The organism is Bacillus sp. C1 (genome assembly GCF_054570475.1).
The window spans coordinates 86,764-109,230 of the sequence record NZ_JBTMZT010000007.1 but is presented as its reverse complement, the minus strand read 5'-3'; the positions used below and the strand labels follow the sequence as shown (position 1 = coordinate 109,230).

Genomic DNA, 22,467 nt, shown 5'->3' with positions numbered 1-22,467 from the left:
GCGAGTTGTTTAGCTAATTTTAAGTGTGGGGTGAGCCATGCACTTAGAAATGTTTCACATTATTACTCTTATTCACTTTTCCATTTATATCCTACCCTATATATGGTTTCTAAATATTGTTCAACAGGGAAATCTTTTTTTCGTAATTTATCCCGGATATTGCGGATATGTGAGTCGACAGTACGATATTCAATATCTGTTTGATATCCCCATATTTTTTCAATTAAATCGTCCCGGCTATATGCTCGGTTCGTATTTTGTAAAAACAGCCCAAGTAACGAAAATTCGATAGGTGTAAGTGAAATTTTCTCGTTGTAAACAGTAACTGTATGCTTCGTTTTATCCCATTCAATTCCATTGAAGCTAATAAAACCATCCTTTTTTGTTCGGCGCAGCACAGCTTCAATGCGGGCAACGAGTATTTGTTCATCAAAAGGTTTTGTAATATAATCATCAGCGCCTATTGTAAGGCCTTTTACCATATCATAGTTTTGATTACGAGCTGTTAACATGATGATGGGGACATTACAAATTTGCCGAATTTGATAACATGTATCCCATCCATCCATATTTGGCATCATGACATCTAACAACACCATATCGAACTCTTTTTGCTGAATGAGTTCAAGAGCTTCACTGCCTGAAGTAGCTTTCATACAAAAATAACCACGTGGGCTTAAAAATAAATCTAACAATCGCAACATGCGTTCTTCATCGTCTACTAATAAGATTTTTATCATAGTCTTGTGCACCTCAAAACATTCATTCTACTTTGTATAGTTTACAGGAAAATAATAAAAAACTCTGTTTTTGTGATTGAATTGTAATGTATTTTTCCTACAAAGGCAATTGACATAAAAAATGCACTACTTTTGCACAACTCTTTTTTATAATAGAAGGCGTAGCGACACAAAATACCCTATGTTGCGACATAACGTCATGTCATTTTATTTATAAAATGACAATTCCATTCTATTGTGTATGTGGGATAGTGAAAAATTTCGTATTCACCTCGCATCGGATAAGGGAGATTTCCTATCCCACACTTTTTTTATTGTTATAAAGGAGACTATACACATGAATAAAAAAGAAGAACGTTTTCAAACGGATAAGCAAGAACGCAATGCTGTTGTGATGTGTATTGCCGTATCTATGTTAATCATTGTGACGTGTGCTAATAAATTTTTTGGAATTCTATAATAGATGTATGAGCTCGTTGTTTCGTTTAGAGAAGCAATGAGCTTTTTTATGTGCATGTAAAAATGCCCGTATACTATATAAAGGAGATTTTGTATAGGAAGGAATTAAAAAATGATAGACGCGCTATATAATAAACCAAGGAAGGATTGCTAATCCAGAAGTGACAATTATTGTCCCACAAATTAAAAAAATATGGTGTCTGTGCTGTTTCATATTCAGTGCTCCTCTAATTCCTAAGTGAATTTCATTGTTGGAAACCATTACCGCACAATGATTTCTTTTAGGTGTGATTGTGTACTTTTAGTATAGCCAAGAGGAGGGAATAGAACTATTGAATAAGATGACATGAATATTACATTGTTGTAAGAAAAAAGTACCTTTATGTGAAAAGGTACTTTTCTAGGCCATGGAGAAAGGAAAATGCTACAAAATTATAAAAAGAAGCATGGTGATTTGCCGAGGTTTGTTCGTATAAAATGGTGAATGAAATTTTATCGGCGATTTTTCAAATATATCGACCGTTTCTCACAATATATCGGCGCAAATTTGAATATATCAGCGATTCGACAAAGGATATCGACTAACCAACAAAAAACGACAAAAACAGGAACACCTAGCTTCTGTTTCCCAACAATCTGAAAAAGTACCTTTATATGAAAAGGTACTTTTCGGGGAATTTATATAAAACCATTTTGATTTTTCGATATATAGGTTTTTATAAAGAATAAAAGGTGATTTGCTCTCTTTTTTGCCCGCTGCTTTAAGCTAGGGAGGGGGCAGAAAAAGGAACTAAACACTGGTACTCTTTCCTACTTAAAAAGAAAGGAGGATATTATTTTTCACTTTGGATTTGCTTCGTTATTTAAAAATAAAACCATATGCTCTTCATCCCAATACTGTCCATTATGTTTTAATGAGCGTTCTTGTACACCGTACGTTTGAAAGCCTAGTGACTCGTATAGTTTTTTCGCGGCCATATTTCCGGCAACAACATCAAGCATGAGTTGCTCTACATGTAGTTTATGAGCGTTATCAATAATGGCTGTTATTAACGCTCGTCCAGCTCCAAGACCACGGGCTTTTGGAGAGACGTAAACGGATCCGATTTTTGCCTTATGTTCTTGTTTGATAAATGACTTAGTTTCTAAAGTAGCAATTCCGATTAAATCGTTATCTTTCAAGACGCCAAGTGTATATTTATCTGGATTAGCTAGGCGCTTGGCCATTGCAGCCACAGGATCCTCATGCTTTAGAACGTCTTCATAAGAAGAACTAAAGGCTTCTGGATTTTGTGTTAATCCTTCCATACAAACTTTTAAATAAACTTCTGCATCCTCTTTTGTTAATAAACGAATTTCCATATCGGTAACCTCCTCAGTTTAGCGCACTCTATAAAATGGATACTCTGCCTTAGTATGTAAAGCAGGAGCTTGTAATCCATAAGAGTCTGGTAATCATTTTGATAGAACATCTACTTTGTATTCTTTTACAAATTTTGTACGTACTCGTTCTTAATTTGTAAAAGAATAAGTAGATATATGCGGAAACACAGTTGTCTTCTTTTGTTTTTTTATCATGCACTTTATGTAATGAAATTATATATTAACTTTATTAACTATTCAACAGTTAAATATATTACATTTTTATAACTAAAAAATGATCCCTTTTGTAGGAATCATTTTGTTTCTGGTATATATCCTTCAATTCGTTCAGGATGAGTATAAATATTACAAGAATCATTACGAATAAATCCGACTACTGTAATGCCTAAATCATGAGCAAGCTGCAGAGCTAATTTTGTTGGAGCAGATTTAGAAAGAACAATTTCACAACCGATTTTAGAAACCTTTAGCAAAATTTCAGATGAGATTCGGCCACTAAATGCAATGATTTTTCCTTTAATTGGAATTTGATTACGTAAACAATAACCATATATTTTATCTAATGCATTATGTCTACCGATATCCATTCTTGATATGAGAATGGTATTTCGATCACAAAGGGCGGTATTATGAACACCTCCTGTTTGACGAAACGTAGTAGAGGATTGTTGTAAAGTATTCATTAAATGAAAGCATTCTTCTGGAGTAATTGTTACATGGATATCATGTAACATTTTTGCTTTTGCTGCATCATTTACAAAAACAAATCCTTGTCTACTTTTTCCGCAGCAAGAGGTGACGTATCGTTTGTTGTATAGCGTTTGATAGAGCGGATTGATTTGTGAGGTTTTTACGTGAACAATCCCTTTGTCTTTCTGGATCCATAATTCATCAATATTTTCATAAGAAGCAATAATTCCTTCAGAAATTAAAAAACCTATTACCATATCTTCAATATAATTTGGAGTACATACAACTGTTACATATTCTTCCCCGTTTAATTTAATTGTTACAGGATATTCTGTGACAATGTCATCTTCTTGTTCGAGAAATGCTCCTGTTTGATAACGTACCATTTTACATGTTTCTTGGACAGGCCCCATAGTATTTTCCCCTTTATATGCATTTTCCTTACTATGTATCATAAAACATAAAAAAAATAAAAGCATCTGTTATCTACTTCTATGCAGTATCGGATGTTCTCTTTTAAATAAAAAAGAAGGGCTTTGCGTTTGTTTTCAATCTCTATATATTATTTGGTTATTATTGTATATGTAAGATATAATAGAGCGGTAGAATAGTGTCATTTTGTATACCTTATAGCATCAAGAATCGACTTCTAAGATAGGATTTCAGCAGAGCGTCTTAAAAATGTCCAGCGATATATTTTTGAAAGCGGATTCAAAATATATCGTACAGTTAGTTGTAAGGAGAGGGGAACTATGGCAGAACAAACAGTTCGTGTAACAGTAGATGGAAAAGAGTTTCTTTCATCTAGCGAAAAAACGATATTGCAACTATTTAATGAAAGTCATTTAGAGCATCCACAAATTTGTCATGTACCAGAGGTGGATCCAATTCAAACTTGTGATACATGTGTTGTTGAAGTAGATGGGAAATTGCTACGTGCTTGTTCAACGAAATTAGTAGATGGTATGCATATTGAAAGAAAATCAGAACGTGCAAAATTAGCACAAACGGAAGCGATGGATCGAATATTAGAGAACCATTTACTGTATTGTACAGTATGCGACAATAATAACGGTAATTGTAAGGTTCATAATACGGTACATATGATGGGGATTGAAGAGCAGAAATATCCGTATGAACCGAAAGTTAGTGCAAAAGAAGTGGACATGACTCACCCATTTTATCGTTATGATCCAAACCAATGTATTGCGTGTGGACAGTGTGTGGAAGTATGTCAAAACTTACAAGTAAATGAAACGCTATCGATCGATTGGAGTTTAGAGCGCCCGCGTGTGATTTGGGATAACGGTGTAAGTATTAACGATTCATCGTGCGTTAGTTGCGGACAGTGTGTAACAGTTTGTCCTTGTAATGCATTAATGGAAAAATCTATGCTCGGAGAAGCTGGATTCATGACTGGATTGAAACCAGATGTGTTAGACCCAATGATTGATTTTGTAAAAGATGTAGAGCCTGGATATAGTAGTATTTTAGCAGTTTCAGAAGTGGAATCGGCAATGCGGAAAACGAAGATTAACAAGACAAAAACAGTTTGTACATTTTGTGGTGTGGGCTGTTCGTTCGAAGTATGGACGAAAGATCGTCAAATTTTGAAAGTACAACCTGTAACAGAGGCACCAGTAAACGGAATTTCTACATGTGTGAAAGGGAAATTTGGCTGGGACTTTGTAAATAGTGAAGACCGGATTACGAAACCGTTAATTCGTCAAGGTGATATGTTCGTTGAGGCAACATGGGAAGAAGCTTTAGAAGTTGTTGCGTCCAATATGCAACATATTAAATCGGAGTACGGCAATGATGCATTTGGTTTTATTTCTTCTTCGAAAGTAACAAACGAAGAAAACTATTTAATGCAAAAACTAGCTCGTCAAATATATGGAACAAACAATGTAGATAACTGTTCCCGTTACTGTCAATCGCCAGCAACAGATGGTTTATTTAAAACTGTAGGTATGGGCGGTGATGCTGGGACTGTGAAAGATATTGCTGATGCTGGACTTGTTATTATTGTGGGAGCGAATCCAACAGAAGGACACCCCGTGCTTGCCACACGTGTAAAACGTGCTCATAAATTGCATGAACAAAAACTTATTGTTGCGGATCTTCGTAAACATGAAATGGCAGAGCGGGCAGATTTATTCGTTCATCCGCGCCAAGGAACTGACTATGTATGGCTTGCCGGTGTAACAAAATATATGATTGATCAAGATTGGCATGATAAAAAATTCTTAGAAGAAAATGTGAAGAATTTTGCTGAATATAGCAAAATGTTAGAGAAGTATACACTTGATTATACGGAAAATATTACAGGTATTTCTCAAGATACATTGAAAGAAATGGCCCGTATGGTATATGAAGCCGACGGTACTTGTATACTTTGGGGGATGGGTGTTACACAAAATACAGGAGGAAGCACAACATCTGCTGCGATTTCAAACTTACTTCTTGTAACAGGTAACTATCGCCGTCCTGGTGCAGGCGCATATCCACTTCGCGGTCATAATAATGTACAAGGTGCTTGTGATATGGCAACATTACCAAACTGGCTTCCAGGTTATCAAGCGGTATCGGATGATATACTTCGTGCGAAATTTGAAAAAGCATATGGAACTACAATTCCGAGAGAGCCAGGGCTGAATAACATTGCGATGTTACTTGCAGCAGAAGAAGGAAAATTGCGTGGTATGTATGTAATGGGAGAAGAAATGGCCTTAGTGGATTCGAATGCGAATCATGTACAGCATATTTTAGCAAACCTTGATTTTCTTGTTGTTCAAGATATGTTCTTATCAAAAACAGCTCGCTTTGCCGATGTTATTTTACCGGCAGCACCAAGTTTAGAAAAAGAGGGGACATTTACAAATACAGAACGCCGCATTCAACGTCTATATGAAGTTATGAAGCCGCTCGGTGATTCTAAACCGGATTGGTGGATTTTGCAAAAAGTAGCACGTGCACTTGGTGGGGATTGGAATTATGAGAATCCGGGTGAAATTATGGATGAAATTGCCTCACTTGCGCCGCTTTATTCCCAAGCAACATATGACCGCTTAGAAGGATGGAACAGTTTATGTTGGGGAAGTCATGACGGTAGTGATACACCGTTATTATATGTTGATGGTTTTAATTTCCCTGATAAAAAGGCTCGTCTATCATTAGATGAATGGGTGCCACCAGTGGTAGCACCAGAAGACTATGATTTATTATTAAATAATGGTCGTATGTTAGAACATTTTCATGAAGGAAACATGACAAATAAATCAGCAGGGATTTTATCCAAAATTTCCGAAGTGTTTGTTGAGATTTCCCCTGAGCTTGCTAATGAACGGAATGTAAAAGATGGTGGCCTTGTAGAACTCTCATCACCATTTGGAAAAATTAAAGTGCAGGCACTTATTACAGATCGTGTGACTGGAAATGAGTTATATTTACCGATGCACGCGACAGTAAATGAAGAAGCGATTAATATTTTAACAGGAACAGCGACAGACCTATATACTTGTACACCGGCTTATAAACAAACGATGGTGAAAATGCGTGTATTACGCGAAAAGGGAAATCGCCCACTTCCTGCTTCAAACCCAAGAGATAAAAAACGTCACCCGCAAAATGGTGTTGAAATTCAGCAAAAATGGCAGCGAAAACAATACGTATCACTTGTGGATCAGAATTAGGGGGCGAAGAACGTGGCAAAAGAAATTACATTGATTCAAAAAAAAGTTATAACAGAAGAAGAAAAGAGAAAAGAATTATCCGAGGAACTGTTAACACAATTGGCTGAAAACCGTGAGGCGGTTGAAGAAACGATGCAGTTGTTAGCAGGATTGCAGCAAGCAGGGATATTAGATGCAGCCATTAGCCTCCTTGCCGCAAAAGAAGATGTTTCTAAAATTGCAATTGAACAACTAAATCGTGAACCAGTCAAAAATGCATTAAATAATATGATGGAGGCAGGAGAGGCATTATCTTCTGTGGATCCAGAAATGACAAAACAGATTACATCAAGCTTAGTTACAGGGTTACAATTTGCAACGGATGAATTAAACAATGGAAAGAAAACAAAAGTAATGGATTTCTTTAAAGTATTGAAAGACCCAGATATCAACAGAGCTATTACGTTTGGTTTTAGTTTTTTAAAAGCATTTGGACAAGGATTAGAGAAAAAATAAAAAAGAGAAAGAGTGAAGGGGAAGAACCCGTCACTCTTTTTGTATGTATAAGAGTGTTCATGTTAAGAGGAATATATTATTATAAACAAAGTTGATATGAGATGGAGATATGGAATCCATTTCAAATAATGGTTTTAGAATTTGGAGGAACATATGGATCAAAATAGAAAGCTATCTATATTAGGAGTGATGAGGCGGTCTTCTCAAACAGTCAAATTTGCTTTTTGGAATGTGTTGGCGTTTCAAATCGTTTATAAATTAATAGCAGCTGTTATATTGATACCACTATTCGGTAGGCTTTTTAACAAATTATTATATTGGGGCGGCTATGCAAATGCAACAAATGATGAATTGATAGCGTTCCTAAAAACGCCATATGGCATCGCAGTAATTTTATTTTTATCGATATTAGCACTTTTTCTTATTTTTACGGAGTTTGCGGTGCTTATTATTATTTCTTATTTTGCAAATAAACGGCAAAAGGTGAAATTGCGTCCAATTTTGTATAAAACGGTAACATATTTACCTTCTCTTTTCACATATTGTTTGCCAGGATTTATTTTGTACGCAGTTGTTTTGTTACCTCTTCTAAGTCTTGGATATCAATCTGCATTGATTCCGGAAATTTCCATTCCAAACTTCATTACAGGTGAACTACTTAAAACGACGATGGGACAAATCGGTTATTATACATTTTTTGCTGTTGTTGTCTATTTAAATATTAGATGGATTTTTGTTTTACCTATTATTGTTTTGGAAGAAAAAAAATTCCGCACGGCTGCCCGGAAAAGTGCAAAATTAGTACATGGAAACTTTTTTAAAGTTGTACTCTTTTTAGTCGGATTTTTAATCGCAGTAGGGATTGTTTTTCTTTTATTTATGGGGCTATACTTGTTAGGCTTATGGGGCGTGTATGAATTTACAAACCCAAGTGGAACGTTTGCTTTAGTAGCAGAATCTACACTATCTGTGTTTTCAATAAGCGCACTATATGTATTTAGCTTTATTGTGACTCCATTTTACATTATGGCATTGACAGAGCTTTATTTACGAAAAGCTTCAGTTGGAGAGGTTTTATTAGAAGAAGGTTTGGATTATTCTAAGGTGAAAGCTGAGAAAAGCTTTTTTAAAAAGCATCGTTTCAAATTTATTGCTGTGTACGTTGTAGGAGTTCTTATACTTGGTATGGTAGTTGCGTTTATTGTGACGTTTGTTACGAATTCATATAAAGATCCTATTATTATGGCGCATCGTGGATATGTTTCAAAAGGAGTCGAGAATACGAAAGAGTCCGTGCAAGGTGCGATTGATGCAAAAGCAGATTATGCTGAGATTGATGTATTACAAACAAAAGATGGCAAATTAGCAGTCATACATGATTTAAAATTAAAGCGTCTTGCGAATGCAAATGTACAAGTTTCAGATGTAACGATGGATGAACTTCAAAAACTTACGCTTAGTCAAGATGGATTCACAGGGAAAATTAGTACATTAGATGAGATAATTAAGCTTGCGAAAAATAAGATAAAGCTTAATATAGAATTGAAATTACATGGAAATGAAAAAGATTTTGTAAAGAAAGTATTAAAAACAATTAAGGAAAATGACTTTGAAAAGCAATGTGTGATTCAAACTTTGCATTATCCGCTCATTAAAGAAGTTAAACGTGAAAATCTAGATATAAAGGTCGGATATATTTTGTTTGCAAGTAGAGCAAATTTAAAATACGTGCAAGCGGATTTTTATGTTGCAGAGGAATACATGTTAAATGAATCGTTAGTACAATCCGCTCGAAAATTAAATAAACCCATTTATGTATGGACTGTAAATGATATGGAGAATTTACGGAAATATTATAAGTTAAATGTGGACGGAATTATTACAGACTATCCTGAAGATGCACGAGAGAGCATTAAAATGATGAAAGAGCAAGAAGAGAATGAAACGGATATGTTTGACAAAATTACAGAAGTAACAGAAGATTTATTTTCTACTTTGTTTATAAGTTATTCAGCTGCCGGTTAAATACCAGCAGCTGTTTTTTAGTTACATAAATAGAAATTGAAAAAGCAAATGGATGTATATAAAAAGAATATACTTCTAAAATGTTATAGGAGATTTAAAGTGCATATGTATGCGATTTGTTTTTATTTTTTACATTGTTATATTATTGTCAAATAATAAATGATACATATGTAATTTTCATGGTTATAATAAAAATAGAATGATGGATAATAAAAGCATAGGAAATCTCCTTATAGAATAAAGTTTTTATATTTACACTATTCTAAATATAAAAACTTTTAAAATCTAAGTATGTTAGCGTTTTCATAACTTTGAAGTTATGCTAGAATAAGGACATAAGTTATTAATTATTATAAAAAGAAAAAAGAATTTCTTTTTTCTGTTAATTATAAGGGGGCATTTCATTATGCGTATTGGGGTACCAACAGAAATTAAAAACAACGAAAACCGTGTGGCAATGACACCAGCTGGTGTTGTACATTTAGTTCGTAACAATCACGAAGTATTTATTCAAAAGGGTGCAGGTTTAGGATCTGGTTTCACAGATGCTGAGTACATTGAAGCAGGTGCAAAAATCGTTGACACAGCTGAAGAAGCTTGGAACATGGATATGGTAATGAAAGTTAAGGAACCAATTGAAAGCGAATACAAACATTTCAGTGAAGGTTTAATTTTATTCACATATTTACACCTAGCTCCAGAACCAGAATTAACAAAAGCTTTAATTGAAAAGAAAGTTGTAGCTATCGCTTATGAAACAGTACAATTAGAAAATCGTTCATTACCATTACTTGCACCTATGAGTGAAGTAGCTGGTCGTATGTCAGCGCAAATTGGTGCACAATTCCTTGAGAAGAACAAAGGTGGTAAAGGTATTTTACTAGCAGGCGTTCCAGGGGTAAAACGTGGTAAAGTAACAATTATCGGTGGTGGACAAGCTGGTACAAATGCTGCTAAAATTGCAGTTGGACTAGGCGCGGATGTAACCATCATCGACTTAAGTGCAGAACGTCTTCGTCAATTAGATGACATTTTCGGTAACCAAGTGAAAACTTTAATGTCTAACCCTTACAATATTGCAGAGGCTGTAAAAGAGTCTGATCTTGTAATCGGTGCGGTATTAATTCCAGGTGCAAAAGCGCCAAAACTTGTAACAGAAGAAATGATTAAATCAATGGAACCAGGTTCTGTAGTAGTAGATATCGCAATTGACCAAGGTGGTATTTTCGAAACAACTGACCGTATTACAACTCATGATAACCCAACTTATGAAAAACACGGCGTTGTTCATTATGCAGTTGCAAACATGCCAGGTGCGGTTCCACGTACATCAACTCTTGCATTAACAAACGTAACAGTGCCATATGCAGTGCAAATTGCAAACAAAGGCTACAAAGAAGCTTGCCTAGGCAACTCTGCATTATTAAAAGGTATTAACACATTAGATGGCTATGTAACATTCGAAGCAGTTGCAGAAGCTCATGGTGTAGAATACAAAGGTGCAAAAGAATTACTAGAAGAAACAGTATCTTGCTAATTGAAGCATAATACAAAAAAACAATCGAACAATATTTAATACAACATGATAAGAGCTAAGAGTGAAGACCTCTTAGCTCTTCTTAGTAAAAGGGGGCATACATCGTGGCCAACCTATTTAGAAAGAAATCCGTTACGCAATTGTTAAGTGAAAGTAAAAGTAAAACTTTGACGAAAACACTAGGGGCATTCGACCTAACAATGCTAGGGATTGGTGCGATAATCGGTACAGGAGTTCTTGTATTAACTGGATTAGTAGCAGCAAGAGATGCTGGTCCAGCAGTTATTTTTTCATTTATGATTGCTGCAATTGTTTGTGGATTTGCAGCATTATGTTATGCAGAGGTTGCTTCTACACTTCCTGTTTCAGGTAGTGTGTACACATACTCTTATGCAACAATTGGGGAGTTTGTAGCGCATTTAATGGGATGGACCTTACTATCGGTATATGTTGTAACAACAGCAGCGGTAGCTGGCGGATGGACTGGTTATTTCCATAACTTAGTAAGTGGATTTGGATTAGAAATTCCAAAAGCGCTGTTAACGATTCCATCTCAAGGTGGTATTGTGAACCTGCCAGCGGTAATTATTACATTAGTATTAACATGGTTGTTATCACGTGGTACGAAAGAGAGTAAACGTGTAAATAACGCAATGGTATTAATTAAAATTGGTATTGTTGTCTTATTTATTGCGGTTGGTGTATTTTACGTAAAACCAGAAAACTGGGTACCATTTGCACCGTATGGTTTAAGCGGAGTCTTTGCTGGAGGAGCGGCAGTATTCTTTGCTTTCTTAGGTTTTGATGCATTAGCAACTTCAGCTGAAGAAGTAAAAAATCCGCAGCGTGACCTTCCAATTGGTATTATTGCTTCGTTAATTATTTGTACAATCATTTATGTTGTAGTTTGCCTTGTTATGACTGGTATGGTTTCTTACAAGGAACTAGATGTACCAGAAGCAATGGCCTATGTACTAGAAGCTGTTGGACAAGATAAAGTAGCTGGTGTAATTGCTATCGGAGCTGTAATTGGTATTATGGCTGTAATTTTCGCTTATATCTATGCAACAACACGTGTATTCTTTGCAATGAGTCGTGACGGTTTATTGCCAGAATCTTTCGCGAAAATAAATAAGAAGACGGAAGCACCAACATTTTCAACTTGGTTAACAGGAATTGGTAGTGCTTTAATTGCTGGATTTATCGATTTAAAAGAATTGTCGAATTTAGCGAATATTGGAGCGCTTTTAACATTTGCGATGGTTGGTGTATCAGTTATCATTCTTCGTAAAACACATCCGAAATTACAGCGCGGATTTATGGTACCGCTTGTACCAATTTTACCAATCATTTCAATCGTATGCTGTTTATTCTTAATGGTGAACTTACCATTAACGACATGGATGTACTTCGGTGCGTGGTTAGCAATCGGAGTAGTTGTATACTTTGTTTATTCGAAAAAACATAGTCATTTAAAAGACGATGGAAGTTCGCAAGATAGCTTAGAAAAAGCTAACTAAGGGGATATAATCAATGGTAAGCCTTGTGCGTTTAGGGAGCGCGCAAGGCTTTTTCTTTTGGTGGACGAGGGGGGAAATAATACGTTGTAAAATTTTATGTTGAGATATAGGGTGACATGATGGTTGTAAAAGATAAATTAAAAATCGTTATTGATGTATGAAAAAGGGGTATATGAAAGGATGAAAACTTTCATATATCCCTTTTTGTATGAGGAATATATGGGGTGTGGAAAATAAGTTATATGTTTTAGGTGTGAACAAAATGTTCAAACAATTTAGTGCGGATTTTATTGACATATATGAATAGGCGCTCATATAATAAAAGTATAAGACATATGAATGATTGTTCATATGTTCAAATAAAGAGGTGAGCTATAATGGCTGAAAATAAAGTAGAAACATGTCAAGAAGCATGTTCTCAAACAATTATCCATGAAGAAGTTGTGCATCAAGTAAAACGAACAATTCCAGCAGATGAAAGCTTAAGTCAAGTAGCGGAGTTATTTAAAGTATTAGGTGATCGTACGCGTACAAGGATTTTACATGCATTATTTGAAGCGGAAATGTGTGTATGTGACCTAGCGTATTTACTCGGAATGACGCAATCATCTATTTCTCATCAACTACGTGTATTAAAACAAGCAAAACTGGTGAAAAACCGTAAAGAAGGAAAGGTTGTTTATTACTCATTAGCGGATCAGCATGTAATTCATATCTTTGAGCAAGCATTTGAACATGTGAATGAGGAAGAATAAAAAGAAAAGCACAAGGAGGGAGAAGAATGGCAGAGGCAATCGTAAAACGAAAACTTGTGTTAGAAGGGCTAGATTGTGCGAATTGTGCAATGAAAATTGAAAAAGGTGTCGGAGGTCTAGATGGTGTTTCCTCCTGTTCTGTAAACTTTGCAACAAAGACGATGACTTTAGAAACAGAGCAAAATAAAGAAAATAGTGTTGTTGCGGAAGCGGCAAAGCTTGTTATGAAATTAGAGCCGCATATTAAAGTGCAGGACGAAAAGAAATCAAAAATCGCAAAAGAAGTATTTGTATTAGAAGGATTAGACTGTGCAAATTGTGCGATGAAGATTGAAACGAAAGTAAAAGAAATGCCTTCAGTTTCAAACGCCGCTGTTGACTTTGTATCAAAAAAATTAAAGATAGAAGTTGCAAATAAAACGGATCTTGAAACGACTGTGCAAGATATAGAAAAGGTTATTTATAAGTTAGAGCCTGATGTAAAAGTTATTCGTGAAGAAAAGATAGGGCATGACCATGGACATAGCCATGATCACGGTGAAGGAAATGTAAAAAAAATGCTTTGGCGTTTAGCAATTGGTGGTATTTTAACAGGAATTGCTGCGCTTGCAGGATTACCACAAATGATGACAATTCCCCTTTTCATTGCTGCATATTTACTAATTGGGGGAGATATCGTTTGGCGAGCTGTTAGAAATATAACACGGGGGCAAGTTTTTGATGAGAATTTTTTAATGGCTATAGCAACGTTAGGCGCATTTGCGATTGGGCAATATCCCGAAGCTGTTGCGGTTATGCTATTTTATCAAGTAGGAGAGTTATTCCAAAGTATTGCTGTGAATCGTTCGCGAAAATCAATTACTTCATTAATGGATATTCGTCCTGATTATGCGAACGTGAAAATTGGAAACAAAACAAAACAAGTCTCACCAGAAGATGTGCGAATCGGAGATTATATTATTGTAAAACCAGGTGAGAAAGTACCGTTAGATGGTAAAGTTGTTGAAGGCACATCCATGGTAGATACGTCAGCATTAACAGGTGAATCTGTGCCGCGTGAAGTAGAAGTGGGCAATGATGTGTTAAGTGGTTTTGTAAACCAAAATGGCGTGTTAACAATTGAGGTAACAAAAGAGTTTGGTGAATCAACAGTATCTAAAATTTTAGATTTAGTGCAAAACGCAAGTAGTAGAAAAGCGCCGACAGAAAACTTTATTACGAAGTTTGCTCGTTATTATACTCCAGCTGTAGTTATTACAGCGGCTGTACTAGCGTTTATTCCACCTCTAATTTTAGAAGGTGCTACATTCTCAGATTGGATTTATCGTGCATTAGTGTTCCTCGTTATTTCTTGTCCATGTGCATTAGTAGTATCCATTCCGCTTGGATTCTTCGGTGGGATTGGTGGAGCATCTAAAAATGGTATTTTGATCAAAGGAAGTAACTATTTAGAAGCACTGAATGATGTGAAATATATTGTCTTTGATAAAACAGGAACGTTAACAAAGGGCGTATTTAAAGTAACAAAAATGGAGCCAAGTGGAACAACTTCAAAAGAAGAGCTCCTTGAATATGCAGCATTTGCCGAAGTGTATTCAAACCATCCAATTGCACAATCTATTCGAAATGCATATGGAAAATCGATTGATGAAAATATCATTCAAGATTATAGCGAAATTTCTGGTCATGGTACTGTTGTAAAAGTACAGGGGAAAGAAATTTTTGCAGGTAATGCAAAATTAATGAAAAAAGAAAATATCACATTTGAGCAACCGAAAACGGTAGGTACTCTTGTTCACGTTGCTGTAGATGGTGTATATGCTGGTTATATTGTCATCTCAGATGAAGTGAAAGAGGACTCTAAACAAGCGATTCAAAAGTTAAAAGGACTCGGTATTAAGAAAACGGTCATGTTAACTGGTGATGCAAAATTAGTTGGAGAAGCTGTTGGTAAAGAGCTTGGTTTAGATGAGGTGTATGCGGAGTTATTACCGCAGCAGAAAGTAGAAGAAATTGAAAAAATTGACGCAGCAAAACAGGCAAAAGAAAAAGTTGCATTCGTTGGTGATGGTATTAATGATACACCAGTATTAGCGAGAGCAGATGTTGGGATTGCGATGGGTGGTTTAGGATCGGATGCAGCAATTGAAGCGGCAGATATCGTAATTATGACAGATGAACCTTCAAAAATCGCAACAGCTGTTAAAATTGCTAAGCGTACTCGTAGTATTGTATGGCAAAATATTATCTTTGCACTTGGTATAAAAGGACTTGTTCTATTGCTCGGTGCGTTCGGAATTGCCACAATGTGGGAAGCTGTTTTCTCAGATGTAGGTGTTACATTGCTCGCTGTATTAAATGCGATGCGTGTGCTTAGAGTGAAAGATTTGTAAAATAAAAAGAGTTTATATCACGGTCTTTTCTTGATATTATATCGGGAAAAGGCCGTGAAGTTTTTCTTGAGAAAGTTGTTGAGTATAATCCTAATACTTTGTATCTATCCCTCTTTTAGATTGATTTCAGGATAATGTTTTTTTAGTTCTTGTAGCGAATTTTTATTATTACCTTTGAGGTACTTATCAAAGAACAAAAGGCTAGTTTCGTTAATAATCCGATGAGTAATAGCGGTATTTTCTCCTTTTCCTTTCAATAGGAAGGAATACAACGGAGCATCAGTATAGCTTGCATGATTAGTATGGGGAATTACCATATAATATCCTCCGTTGGCTACTGCAAGATCTGTTCGGCGTCCTATTTCATACCATATGCCTTCCACACTATCTATGGGAGCAGATGAATTTTTTTTATTAACTTGTATAAATTGATCAGTGTCTTGTGACATTATCATCATAAATGGCTTCCTAATCCCATCATTTGGGGTCTCTTTTCCATAAGGACCACCATCCATATCAATCCCCGCTTTTATACGAGAATCTTTCATTAACATTTGCAAAGTAGTTGCTCCCCCGTACGAATGGCCAAGCATTCCAATACGATCCATATCGATAGTTCCGTAAAATTGATTGGACGAATCTTTAGTATTTAGTTCCTCCAATTTGTTTAAAGTAAAGGTTACATCTTCTACCCATAAAGGGATATGTTCGTCTAAATCACGAAGTCCGTCATCTAATTGAGAACGAGCAAGTGCAATTTTCCCATCTGGAAATACGGTAGCTGCAGCATCGTAAGTGTGGTCAATTGCTACCACGATATATCCATGGCTTGCTAGTTCTTCTAGTTGAAATGTATTTTGGTTACGAAATTGATTCATACCGTGGGAAAATATTAATAACGGCCAAGCGTTTTTTTCTTTATATATCTTTGCATCTTTGTAGGAGTGAGTTTTTACATATTTTAAGTAATCAAATAGGAAAGAAGGATAGTTTTTAGTAAGATCTAGACCAGAAGCGAGTATTTTAGGATTAGTGAGGTAAGGGGCTAGTTGATCATTACTCTTTTTGTTCGCTGGATACCAAATTTGTACCATTAACTCTCTATGATCATCAGGTGAGTCTGTGTATGTTTCAGGACGTCCTTTGTCTATAAAATGTAGAGTTTTTGTACCAATTTCATAGCGCCCAGTAGGTTTTTCGAATGAAAAAATAGGAAAAAGTAGCGGTATTGAGATTGTAATAATTAAATACAAAGTTACTCCTAATATTTTAGCGATTTGAGTAGGGATTGAAGTGGTTATCATATGTTGACTAGGGAAGGCGAAAATGAGTATTGCTATAATTAATAAAGCTACATAAGCTGGGGTCATCTGCCACCTATATCCTTCCAAAAACACATGTAACAAAACAAAGGTACCGCAAATTCCTAATAAGATATAATTACTGAGTGTTCTATCCCCATAAAAAAACAATAATCGAGCTAATGTGAAAAAATTTAATACGATTACGACAAATTCTAAAATTCTCATTATATTCCGCCCCCTTCAGAATCTTTTCTCTTTACCATATAAGTATTCATTTGAATTTATTATATGGATGTAAAATAGAAAAATGGAATAAAGAAGCTGTTAACACAAAGTATCTTTTTTGTGTTAACAGCTCCTGAAATTTTCTGATTCACTGAAAGAGAGAATCCATCTATGAATAAAAGAATTTTGGTGTGGAATTTAAAAACATATGTAAGAAATCTCTACAGTGAGAGGGGAAGATTAATCATCTCCACCTACTCTTTTAGAAATTTGATCTCGTACACTTTGAATATAATTCATTTTATGATCCCAACATTCTTGACTTAAATCTACAGGATATTCTTCAGGATTTAGCGTTCTCATATACTCTTCCCAAAACAGAGCTAAGCTACTTTTTGCATAATTTTGAATGTCTAATATAGTAGGCATTTCATATGTTCGCTTACCGTTTATGAAAATGTCCTGATGAAGCTCACGAGCCTCAAAATTTGTTACAAATTTACTAATATACGTATGAACAGGGTGGAACATTTTTAAACGTTCTTCCTGCCCAGGCTCTTCTGACTCTAAAGCGATATAATCGCCTTCTGCATGCTCATTCACGCGATTAATAATACGATATACACGTTTTAATCCTGGTGTCGTAATTTTTTCAGGGTTAGAAGAGATTTTAATCGTATCATTTAATGAGCCGTTCTCGCCTTCAATTGCAACTAATTTATAAACAGCTCCTAATGCTGGTTGCTCAAACGAAGTAATGAGCTTTGTTCCGACGCCCCAGACATCGATTTTTGCACCTTGTGATTTTAAATGCATAATTGTATATTCATCTAAATCACTAGAAGCGATAATTTTAGTATTTGTAAATCCGGCTGCATCGAGTAGTTTTCTTGCTTCTTTTGATAAATAAGCCATATCGCCACTATCAAGACGAATACCGTAAAAATCAATACGGTTGCCGAACTCTTTAGCAACGCGAATCGCATTTGGGACACCAGATTTTAATGTGTCATATGTATCAACAAGAAAAACACATTTTTCATGTGTTGCAGCATATTTTTTAAATGCAACATATTCATCACGATATGCCTGGACAAAGGAATGGGCGTGTGTACCAGCTACTGGAATGCCAAAGCGTTTTCCAGCACGCACGTTACTTGTGGAAGAGAATCCTCCAATAAAGGCTGCGCGAGTGCCCCAAAGTGCAGCATCAAATTCATGAGCACGGCGTGTACCAAATTCTAAAAGTTCATCATCGTTTGCTGCATGTTTCATACGAGCTGCCTTTGTAGCAATTAATGTTTGGTAATTCACAATGTTTAATAAAGCAGTTTCGATAATTTGTGCTTCCCCAAGAGGAGCATCGACACGCAACAATGGTTCGTTATTAAAGACAACTTCCCCTTCCTGCATACTACGAACAGTCCCCGTAAACTTCATATTTTGTAAATAATGCAGAAATTCTTCTTCAAATTGTAGTTCTTTTAAATAGGCGATATCACTTTCAGTAAAACGAAAATTCTCTATGTACTCTATAATTTTTTCGAGGCCAGCAAAAACGGCATAGCCATTTTTAAATGGAAGCTTCCGAAAATATAAATCAAAAACAGAGCGGCGATTATAAATGCCGTCTTTCCAATATGTATAAGCCATGTTAATTTGATATAAATCTGTATGTAAGGCGTAACTATCGTCTTTATAATGATTCATTTTGAAAACACCTCCGTAATTTAGTTATATTATATCGTTTATCATTTTAATTGAGAAGCCTCCTTCCTCTAAACGAAGTGAAGGTGGGGGTAGTTCAATTGTAGTTTATGCCAAAAAAGCTACTACCATTATTGAGACTATAGACTTTGAATGGATCGTTATACACATAACTTATATAAGTTGTAACAAATGAAACGAAAATATTTTAGAAAATTTACATTTATCAATTTATATTTCTGCCATTTTTATGTATTATTAAAGTAGTGAGGGTAAAATGAGAATGGAGGAGGACAATGCAACAAACGTTAGAGAAAATCGGCAAACAAGTTTTTTATAAACGGCTACAGCAAAAAATGACACAAGAAGAATTATGTCAGGGCATTTGTTCCGTCTCATATTTAAGTAAGATAGAAAATGGAAAGATAGAAGCCTCAGAGGAAATCTTACAGCTGCTCTGCGCGAGGTTAGAGATTGCTGTGTCGGATTTGAGAGATGTGGAAGAAGAAGTAAAAGAAAAGCTGGATGAGTGGTTAAATGCATTGGTTCATTTAGATAAGCAACAGGTTGAACGCACATACAATGAATTAAAGGCTGAAATGAAGCATGTTTTAGATTTTGAAATTATAAATTATTATAAGCTGCTTTATACTCGTTATTTAATTATGAAGCGAGATCTTCCAGCGCTTGAAGAAGAACTGGAGAAATTAAAAAAGGTGTACAAGAAATATTCTCCGTTTCAGAAGTTGTTGTATACGTACAGTAGGGGTTTAATGTATTTCATGAAACATAAATATAAGGCCTCACTTGAATGCTTAATCCAAACAGAGTTAATGGCAAAAGAACAAGGTTATTATGAGACTGGGATTTATTATCATTTAGCGCTTGTATATAATTATTTAGAAGTTCAACATATGTCATTACATTTTGCTCATATTGCATTAGAAGGGTTCCGAAATGAATATAAGTTCCGAAATGTAATTAATTGTCAATTCATTATTGCTGATAGTTATATATACAGGAAACAATATAGTGAAGCATCCCAAATGTATAATAATATTTTAAGAGAGGCGAATTCTTTTGCTGACAAAGATAGCATCGTAGCGATGGTTTTAAATAATATAGGGTGCTTACATTACCATAAAAAAGAGTATGCGAAAGCAAAGGAATATTATTTACAGTGTTTACAGTATAAACAAGAAGATGATTTTAAATATATTGATGCTACATATGAGATAGCATTACAATGTGTCCAATTGCAAGAGTTTGAAGAAGCGAAGGAATGGATTGCAAAAGGAATAGCTGTTGCGAGAAAAGAGGAAAGATATAAAAGATTACTATATTTGCTCTTAATGCTTCAGTATAAGTATTTTGAAAAAAAAGAAATATATAAAAGGTTTTTAGAATTGGAAGCAATCCCCTTTTTTAAGGTAGAGGAAAATACAAAAGACTTGAAGAAAGTTTATTTAGAGATGGCGGAATATTTCGAAGAAGTGTCGGAATTTGAAGAAAGTAACCGTTATTATAAATTAGCAATCGCTTTGCTAGAAGAAACAGGAGGAAAATGATTATAGGCACATTCGCTTCTAGCATGTTAGTGGTGACGGGATTAGTAGTGCAGTATAAGTATAGTTGAAATAATAACATCGAAAAAGGCCCTTTCCAAATCGGAAAGGACCTTTTTCAATATTTGTTCCTCAAAATTCTACAAAACTTGAGAAAAAAATTATTTGAATTTTTAGTATATTAATGTTGGAAATGTAATGCTAATATAAAATTACTCTTTTTCAAAAATTTTTTATTAGGGGGAAGGTTATATGAAAAAGAAGAGTTTAGCATTTGCGTTAGCAGCAGGAATGGCAGTTACAACATTTGGAGGGACAGGCTCTGCATTCGCGGATTCAAAGAATGTGCTCTCTACAAAAAAGTACAATGAAGCAGTACAATCACCTGAGTTTATTTCTGGGGATTTAACAAAAGCAACTGGGAAAAAAGCAGAATCTGTTGTGTTTGATTATTTAAATGCAGCAAAAGGAGAGTATAAGTTAGGAGAAAAGAGTGCAGAGGATTCATTTAAAGTAAAACAAGTGAAAAAGGATGCTGTAACAGATGCGACAGTGGTACGTATGCAACAAGTATATGAAGGTACACCAGTATGGGGATCTACGCAACTAGCTCATGTTAGTAAAGATGGTTCTTTGAAAGTATTATCAGGAACAGTTGTGCCTGATCTGGACAAAAAAGATAAGTTGAAAAACAAAAATAAAATTGAGGCGAAAAAGGCAATTGAAATTGCACAACAAGATTTAGGAATTAAGCCGAAATATGAAGTAGATCCATCAGCAGATCTATATGTATATCAAAATGGTGAGGATACAACTTATGCATATGTTGTAAAACTAAACTTCTTAGAGCCAAAGCCAGGTAATTATTATTATTTCATTGAGGCAGATAGCGGTAAAGTATTAAATAAATACAATACGATTGATCATGTAGCAGGTGAGGATAAATCACCAGTTAAGCAAGATGATGTACAACAAGATGCAAAAGCAGTTATTAAACCTGTAACAGGAACAAATAAAGTTGGAACGGGTAAAGGAGTATTAGGAGATACGAAGTCTATTAATACTACACTATCTGGATCTACTTATTATTTGCAAGATAATACACGCGGGGCAACAATTTTCACCTATGATGCGAAGAACCGTACTACGTTACCTGGAACATTGTGGGCAGATACGGATAATGTTTTCAACGCAAGTCGTGACGCGGCAGCTGTAGATGCTCATTATTATGCAGGTAAAACATATGATTATTATAAAAACACATTTAACCGGAATTCCATTAATGATGCAGGAGCGCCGTTAAAATCAACAGTCCACTATGGCAGTAATTATAACAACGCATTCTGGAATGGCTCGCAAATGGTATATGGAGACGGAGATGGTTATACATTTACTTCATTATCAGGTGGAATCGATGTAATTGGACATGAATTAACACACGCTGTTACAGAATATAGCTCAAATCTTATTTACCAAAATGAGTCAGGAGCATTAAATGAAGCGATTTCTGATGTTTTTGGTACTTTAGTAGAATATTATGATAACCGAAATCCAGATTGGGAAATTGGGGAAGATATTTATACGCCTAGTCAAGGTGGAGATGCTCTTCGTTCTATGAGTGATCCAACGAAATATGGTGATCCAGATCATTATTCTAAGCGTTATACAGGTTCAGGTGATAATGGTGGCGTTCATACGAACAGTGGTATTATTAATAAAGCTGCTTATCTTCTTGCAAATGGCGGAACGCATTATGGTGTGACAGTGAATGGGATCGGAAAAGATAAAGTTGGAGCGATTTACTATCGTGCCAATACATTATATTTCACTGAATCCACTACATTTGGCCAAGCTCGCGCTGGTTTAGTACAAGCAGCAGCAGACTTATATGGTGCAAATTCTGCTGAAGTGACAGCGGTGAAACAGTCATATAGTGCGGTTGGTGTACAATAGATTTATAGATAAAAAAGGAGC

General features: G+C 35.3%; 15 protein-coding genes. 10 read left to right on the top strand and 5 right to left on the bottom strand.

Annotation, left to right across the window (positions count from 1 at the left end):
- Positions 1 to 68: 68 nt before the first annotated feature.
- Positions 69 to 740, bottom strand: a complete 672-nt coding sequence (locus tag ACX5JI_RS18605; protein WP_459502530.1) for a response regulator transcription factor — start codon at positions 738 to 740, stop codon at positions 69 to 71.
- Positions 741 to 1,077: 337 nt separating this feature from the next.
- On the opposite strand from ACX5JI_RS18605, the gene ACX5JI_RS18600 reads away from it, so the two are divergent.
- Positions 1,078 to 1,200 (top strand): hypothetical protein, encoded by a 123-nt coding sequence (locus ACX5JI_RS18600; RefSeq protein WP_459502529.1) that lies wholly within the window; start codon positions 1,078 to 1,080, stop codon positions 1,198 to 1,200.
- Positions 1,201 to 2,039: 839 nt separating this feature from the next.
- On the opposite strand, the gene ACX5JI_RS18595 is transcribed toward ACX5JI_RS18600, so the two are convergent.
- On the bottom strand, positions 2,040 to 2,561 hold the full coding sequence (locus ACX5JI_RS18595; protein WP_459502528.1) for a GNAT family N-acetyltransferase: 522 nt from the start codon (positions 2,559 to 2,561) through the stop codon (positions 2,040 to 2,042).
- A 314-nt stretch (positions 2,562 to 2,875) separates the two neighbouring features.
- Positions 2,876 to 3,685: a formate dehydrogenase accessory sulfurtransferase FdhD gene (fdhD, locus tag ACX5JI_RS18590; RefSeq protein ID WP_459502527.1), complete on the bottom strand. Its 810-nt coding sequence runs from the start codon at positions 3,683 to 3,685 to the stop codon at positions 2,876 to 2,878.
- 339 nt (positions 3,686 to 4,024) lie between these two features.
- Here fdhD and fdhF point away from each other — a divergent pair, with 339 nt between their 5' ends.
- The 7 genes from fdhF to ACX5JI_RS18555 all read left to right on the top strand — a co-directional run bounded on the left by fdhF (position 4,025) and on the right by ACX5JI_RS18555 (position 15,692).
- Positions 4,025 to 6,967, top strand: coding sequence for a formate dehydrogenase subunit alpha (fdhF, locus tag ACX5JI_RS18585; RefSeq protein WP_459502526.1), 2,943 nt, complete (start codon positions 4,025 to 4,027; stop codon positions 6,965 to 6,967).
- Positions 6,968 to 6,979: 12 nt separating this feature from the next.
- Positions 6,980 to 7,462, top strand: coding sequence for a helical membrane plugin domain-containing protein (locus ACX5JI_RS18580; RefSeq protein ID WP_459502525.1), 483 nt, complete (start codon positions 6,980 to 6,982; stop codon positions 7,460 to 7,462).
- Positions 7,463 to 7,615: 153 nt separating this feature from the next.
- Complete coding sequence (locus tag ACX5JI_RS18575; RefSeq protein WP_459502524.1) at positions 7,616 to 9,487, top strand: glycerophosphoryl diester phosphodiesterase membrane domain-containing protein; 1,872 nt, start codon at positions 7,616 to 7,618, stop codon at positions 9,485 to 9,487.
- 406 nt (positions 9,488 to 9,893) lie between these two features.
- Positions 9,894 to 11,024 carry an alanine dehydrogenase gene (gene ald / locus ACX5JI_RS18570; protein ID WP_459502523.1) on the top strand — a complete coding sequence of 377 codons (1,131 nt, stop codon included), beginning with the start codon at positions 9,894 to 9,896 and terminating at the stop codon, positions 11,022 to 11,024.
- A gap of 104 nt (positions 11,025 to 11,128) precedes the next feature.
- Positions 11,129 to 12,544: an amino acid permease gene (locus tag ACX5JI_RS18565; RefSeq protein ID WP_459502522.1), complete on the top strand. Its 1,416-nt coding sequence runs from the start codon at positions 11,129 to 11,131 to the stop codon at positions 12,542 to 12,544.
- Positions 12,545 to 12,921: 377 nt separating this feature from the next.
- Positions 12,922 to 13,299 carry an ArsR/SmtB family transcription factor gene (locus ACX5JI_RS18560; RefSeq protein ID WP_459502521.1) on the top strand — a complete coding sequence of 126 codons (378 nt, stop codon included), beginning with the start codon at positions 12,922 to 12,924 and terminating at the stop codon, positions 13,297 to 13,299.
- Positions 13,300 to 13,325: 26 nt separating this feature from the next.
- Positions 13,326 to 15,692: a heavy metal translocating P-type ATPase gene (locus ACX5JI_RS18555; RefSeq protein ID WP_459502520.1), complete on the top strand. Its 2,367-nt coding sequence runs from the start codon at positions 13,326 to 13,328 to the stop codon at positions 15,690 to 15,692.
- 104 nt (positions 15,693 to 15,796) lie between these two features.
- On the opposite strand, the gene ACX5JI_RS18550 is transcribed toward ACX5JI_RS18555, so the two are convergent.
- Both ACX5JI_RS18550 and ACX5JI_RS18545 read right to left on the bottom strand, forming a co-directional pair.
- Positions 15,797 to 17,221 (bottom strand): alpha/beta hydrolase family protein, encoded by a 1,425-nt coding sequence (locus ACX5JI_RS18550; protein ID WP_459502519.1) that lies wholly within the window; start codon positions 17,219 to 17,221, stop codon positions 15,797 to 15,799.
- 240 nt (positions 17,222 to 17,461) lie between these two features.
- The gene (locus tag ACX5JI_RS18545) at positions 17,462 to 18,931 is read right to left on the bottom strand and encodes a nicotinate phosphoribosyltransferase (protein ID WP_459502518.1); all 1,470 of its coding nucleotides are present in this window, start codon (positions 18,929 to 18,931) and stop codon (positions 17,462 to 17,464) included.
- A 293-nt stretch (positions 18,932 to 19,224) separates the two neighbouring features.
- On the opposite strand from ACX5JI_RS18545, the gene ACX5JI_RS18540 reads away from it, so the two are divergent.
- Complete coding sequence (locus tag ACX5JI_RS18540; RefSeq protein WP_459502517.1) at positions 19,225 to 20,496, top strand: helix-turn-helix domain-containing protein; 1,272 nt, start codon at positions 19,225 to 19,227, stop codon at positions 20,494 to 20,496.
- A gap of 249 nt (positions 20,497 to 20,745) precedes the next feature.
- A complete protein-coding gene (locus tag ACX5JI_RS18535; protein ID WP_459502516.1) occupies positions 20,746 to 22,446 on the top strand; it encodes a M4 family metallopeptidase in 1,701 nt (566 codons plus the stop codon).
- The last annotated feature ends 21 nt before the right edge of the window (positions 22,447 to 22,467 follow it).